Origin of the sequence: Rhodoplanes roseus (genome assembly GCF_003258865.1) — a bacterium.
GTDB lineage: Bacteria > Pseudomonadota > Alphaproteobacteria > Rhizobiales > Xanthobacteraceae > Rhodoplanes > Rhodoplanes roseus.
Map to the genome: position 1 here is coordinate 1 of NZ_NPEX01000354.1, position 5,074 is coordinate 5,074.

3 protein-coding genes are annotated in these 5,074 nt (G+C 71.4%); 1 reads left to right on the forward strand and 2 read right to left on the reverse strand.

Going from position 1 to position 5,074, the window contains the following annotated elements:
* A partial coding sequence (locus CH341_RS27860; protein ID WP_111422261.1) for a helicase-related protein occupies nucleotides 1-3,120 on the reverse strand: 3,120 nt, incomplete at its 3' end.
* Between the two features lie 561 nt (nucleotides 3,121-3,681).
* Nucleotides 3,682-4,539 (reverse strand): DUF3108 domain-containing protein, encoded by an 858-nt coding sequence (locus tag CH341_RS27865; RefSeq protein WP_111422256.1) that lies wholly within the window; start codon nucleotides 4,537-4,539, stop codon nucleotides 3,682-3,684.
* Nucleotides 4,540-4,788: 249 nt separating this feature from the next.
* On the opposite strand from CH341_RS27865, the gene rpmB reads away from it, so the two are divergent.
* Nucleotides 4,789-5,074, forward strand: a 286-nt coding sequence (gene rpmB / locus CH341_RS27870; RefSeq protein WP_111422258.1) for a 50S ribosomal protein L28, incomplete at its 3' end; no start/stop codon positions are given.

Sequence of the window (5,074 nt, forward strand, 5' to 3'; positions counted from 1 at the left end):
CGTCGCCCCCGCGGGAGCCGCCGCCTGGGCGTCGGGCCGACGCGCGGTGCCGCCGCGATGATGGCGCTTCGGGTCGCGTCGCTCCTCGTGCGGCCGGCCAGGGCGCCAGATCTCGATGAACTGCGGCTCCTCGGCCGCAGGCGCGGCCGGGGCGGCGCCGGCCTCGGCGGACGCCTCGACGTCTGCGGTCGAGACCTCGCCGGTCTCCGGCGCCGTCTCGGCGGAGGCGTCCTCGGCCGGGGCGGAGGCTTCGGCCGGGGCGGAGGCTTCGGCGACCGGCTCGCCGGCGTCGTCCGACGCTGCCGCGTCCACCGCAGTCTCGTCGGCGGAAGCCGCGTCGGCCGCCGGCTCGTCGACCGCCGGTTCCTCGTCGACCGCAGGGTCCTCGACGGACACGTCCTCGGGCACTTCGGGCTCGGGCGCGATCGGCACCTCGTCGGCGCTCGTGGCGGCCACGGGCTCCTCGGCGTCCGGCGCCAGGGACGCCTCGATGGCCGGTGCCTCGATCGTGTCCGCGGACACCTCGGCCGTCTCGGCATCGGCAGCCAGGGCCTCGGCCGCCGCCGTCTCGGTCTCGACGGTCGCGGTCTCGACGACCGCGGTTTCGGTCCCGGTTTCGGCCGGCTTGGCCGCGGCCGGAGCCTCGGCCGGCTTCGGACGCCGCTCGAGACGGTAGCCCAGCGCCTTCAGGATCGAGGCGAGGTCCTCACCGGACGAGCCGGTGAGCGAGGTCATGGCCTGCGTCACCGTGAAGCCGGACCCGTCGAAGGCGCCGGCCGGCTTGTCGCCGGGGGCGTTCGGGCGCCAGCTCAGCGCCGGCCGGATCAGGTCGGCGAGCCGCTCCAGGATGTCGACCCGCACGGCGCGCTCGCCGCACACCCGGTAGCCGATGGTGCGGTAGAGGGTGCGCGGAACCGCCTTGTCGACCGCGAAGGAGGTGCGGCCCGAGGCGGCGAGGCGCTGCAGGTCGTCCAGCCCGGAGGTGTCGACCTCGCCGTGCTTGAGCGCCCACAGCTCGGCGGCGAGCGCCCGCGGCGCCGGCTTCAGCAGCGCCGGGACATAGACGTGATAGGCGCCGAACCGGACGCCGTGCTTGCGCAGCGTGGCGCGCTGCGCCTGGTCCAGGCCCTTGAGCTCCTCGGCGATCTTGAAGCGCTCCAGCACGCCGAGCGCCTCGACGAGCTGGAACGCGATGCCGCGGCCGATTCCGGTGATGTCCTCGGCGGCGCCGAGCACGAACAGCGGGGCGAGGATCCGCTCGATATGGGTGCGGGTCCACAGGTCGAGCCGCGTCTGCACGTGCTCGTGCGACGCCCCGGTGAGGTGCTCGTCGGCGAGGATCTTCACCCGCGGGCGCAGGATGTTGTCGCCCGGCAGGAGCTTCGCCACCGGCTCGCCCATCCAGCGGATCAGCCCGTTGGAGGCCAGCACGAACTGCGAGTCCGGTGCGTGGGAGAGGCGCCCGGCGCGGGCGTCGATCTCGCCGGCCAGCGCCTTCTGGGCCGCCGCCGACAGCGCCTTGCTGTCGGTGCCGCCGGTGGTCGCCTCCGGTGCGAAGCGGAAGCCGTCGAGCCGGCCGATGACGTGCCCTTCGACGACGACTTCGCCCGTCTTGGTGATCTCTGTTTCCAACATCGCATTCTCTCGCAGGCGCCGCATCAGCACGCTGGTGCGACGGTCGATGAATCGCTCGGCCAGCCGTTCGTGCAAGGCGTCCGAGAGCTTGTCCTCGATGGCACGGGTGACGCCCTGCCAGTGCTCGGGATCGCCGAGCCAGTCCGGACGATTGGCGACGAAGGTCCAGGTCCGGATGTGCGCAATACGGTTAGACAGGGTATCGATACCGCCCTCGGTGTGATCCGCAAGAGCGACCTGCCGAGAAAACCAGTCGACCGGTATCGTACCCTCGCGGCCCAGAAAACCAAAGAGGGTGACGACCATCTCGGCATGGGCCGCCGGAGAGATCTTGCGATAGTCCGGCACCTGGCAGACGTCCCACAGCCGCGCGATGTCGGCGCGCCCTCGCGCCAGCTCCCGCACCGTGTCGTCGCGCATGGCGTGCTCGAGCACCAGGATGTCCTCGGCGACCGGCGCGCGGGTCAGGCCCGGCAGGGTCGGCGTCACGGCCAGCGAGGCGGACAGCGCCCCCAGCGAGGAGAAGTCGAGATCCGTGTTGCGCCATTGCAGGACCTTCACGGACTCGAAGGCGTGGCTCTCCAGCGCCTGGACGAGCTCCTGCTCGAAGGGCGGGCAGCGGCCGGTGGTGCCGAAGGTGCCGTCTCGTTGGGCGCGGCCGGCGCGGCCGGCGATCTGGCCGAGCTCCCCCGGGTTGAGCCGGCGATACTGGTAGCCGTCGAACTTGCGGTCGGACGCGAAGGCGACGTGGTCGACGTCGAGATTGAGGCCCATGCCGATCGCGTCGGTGGCGACCAGGTAGTCGACGTCGCCGGACTGGTAGAGAGCCACCTGGGCGTTACGGGTGCGCGGGCTGAGGCCGCCCAGAACCACGGCGGCACCGCCGCGCTGGCGGCGGATCAGCTCGGCGATCGCGTAGACCTCCTCGGCCGAGAAGGCGACGATGGCGGTGCGCCGCGGCTGTCGCGACAGCTTCTTCTCGCCCGCGAAGGTGAGCTGGGAGAGACGCGGCCGCGAGATCACGTTGGCGCCCGGCAGCAGCTTCTCGACCATCCCCCGCATGGTCGCGGCGCCCAGCACGAGGGTCTCCTCGCGCCCGCGGCGGTTGAGGATGCGGTCGGTGAACACGTGGCCGCGATCGAGATCGGCGCCGAGCTGGACCTCGTCGACCGCCACGAAGGCGACGTCGAGATCGCGCGGCATCGCCTCCACGGTCGAGACCCAGAAGCGCGGATGGGCCGGCTTGATCTTCTCCTCGCCGGTGATCAGCGCGACCGCGTCCGGCCCGACCCGGTCGACGATCTTGTTGTAGACCTCGCGCGCCAGCAGCCGCAGCGGCAGGCCGATCAGGCCCGACGAATGGCCGAGCATGCGCTCGATGGCGAGATGCGTCTTGCCCGTGTTGGTCGGCCCGAGCACGGCGGTGACGCCGGCCCCGCGGGGGCGGGCGTCGCGAACGGTAGGGGACGAGAAACTGATGGGCATCGCGTATCTGACTGATTGTGCCGCCGTCAGGACGGACGACGGCACGAGCAAAGGGATGTCGTTCCGGAGACGACGGCGCGAGGCGAGACCTCGAAAGACGGCAGTCTGTCGGACGTCATGTCCGGGTCCGTTCCTGTCCGGGCGCGCAGTTCCGGGCGTCGTGCCGGCGCCCGCCGCGACCCCGCGGGCGACCTGCGAGTCCCGTGACGCCGCCGTCCTGCCACCGAGGAGCGTGCACCGGCCGCACTCTCTTAGCCGCTTTCGCGGTCGCACCCAAGCCCGGCCTCGCCGCAGGCGCGGCCCCGAGGGCCGATCGCACGCGGCGGCCTGTCCCGGAATGCGACGCCGGCCTCGCGGTTCGGGACCGCCTGTTAAGCGATTGGAACGACTCCCGAACGAATCGCGCCCGAATCGCTGACTCGCTCCGAGTCGAGATTCGTTCTCTCCCACATCTCGGGCCGGCGTGCGCCCCGCCACCACATCGTGTACGCCGCCGCGGACGCGATGGCGGCGCTGCCGCCGCGTTCGTTAACGGGGCGAGCACGAGCGGGTTCGAAGGGGTCAGGGGATGCGGGCGCTGGTCGGGGTCGGCCGGGTCGAGCTCGGAAGCGAGACGAACTGGGTCGCCTCCAGCACGCCGAGACCGAACGTCGTCGGTACGATGATCTTGTAGGGGACCACCACGCGGGTGCCGGCGACCGGCGCCATCCAGGCCTCGATGTCGCGCTGGCGCGTCAGATAGACGATAGCCGCCCGGTCCGGCACGTAGCCGGCGATCGGCGTGAAGCCGACGGCGCAGACGGCGACCGGCCCTTCATAGCCGCGCTCGGAGCGCACCGTCTCCATCCGCTTGAACGACAGCCGCAGATCGAAGCGCATGCGCCCGTCGAAGATCGCGAGCGTGCGGCTGCACGCCTCGGGGCCGATCGGCGGCGCGGCGCCCGGGACCCGCACCAGCGCGGCGCTCATCGGGTCGGTGACGCCGCGGCGATGCGCATCGGTGACGGGCAGGCGCTCCGGCTGCGGCGGCGACGGCGGCTCGACCGACACGTCCTTGACGGTGCCGTTCTGCAGGACGATCCGCAGCTCCTCGGACTTCTTCTCCGAGACGAGGCTCGACGCATAGGTGGAGGGCAGCAGGTTGCCGCTGCGGACGTGGCCGCGCGAGGCGCTCGACCCCTGCCCGCTCGCGAACAGCCGCACGATGCCGGTGGTCGTGCCGCTCGCCGCCGCCGTGTACTGGTCGTCGGCGATGTCGATCACCCAGGCGCCGCGGCCGATCGGGATGCCGGCGAGCGTCGCCGTGTAGCGGGCGTCGAGCTTGCCCTGCGCCATGGCCGGCTGGGACGCCGTGCCGGCGCACGCGACGACAGCCAGAACACACAAGATCGACGGGGTGGCGAGACGGCCGGACGACACGTTGGGTCGATTCCTCGCGAACGGCACATGGCGATGGACGGCAGCGAACCCTGTGTCGGGGTTGAATAAGTCGTTTCTATGTTGTTTCAGAAGGGCGGCCCGGCGCGCCACGATGCGGTTCGGGCGGGGCGGCCGCTTGACGCCCCCGAGGCGGGTCTCTATAGGTCCGCGGTCCCGCTCAAGCTCGGCTTGCGCCCGGTCTCGCGTGCGCGTGGGTCGAAGGTATTTACCGAGATCATCGAGGTTTCCATGTCGCGACGATGCGAACTGACCGGAAAGGGGGCGCTCGTCGGCCACACGGTCAGCCATTCGAATATCAAGACCAAGCGGCGCTTCCTGCCGAACCTGGTCAATGTCACGCTGCAGTCCGAGTCCCTCGGCCGCGGCGTGCGGCTGCGCATTTCGGCCAACGCGCTCAAGAGCGTCGATCACCGGGGTGGGCTCGACGCCTTCCTGCTGAAGGCGCGCGACACCGAGCTGTCGCCGCGCGCGCTGCTTCTCAAGAAGCAGGTCGCCAAGAAGGCCGTGAGCGAGA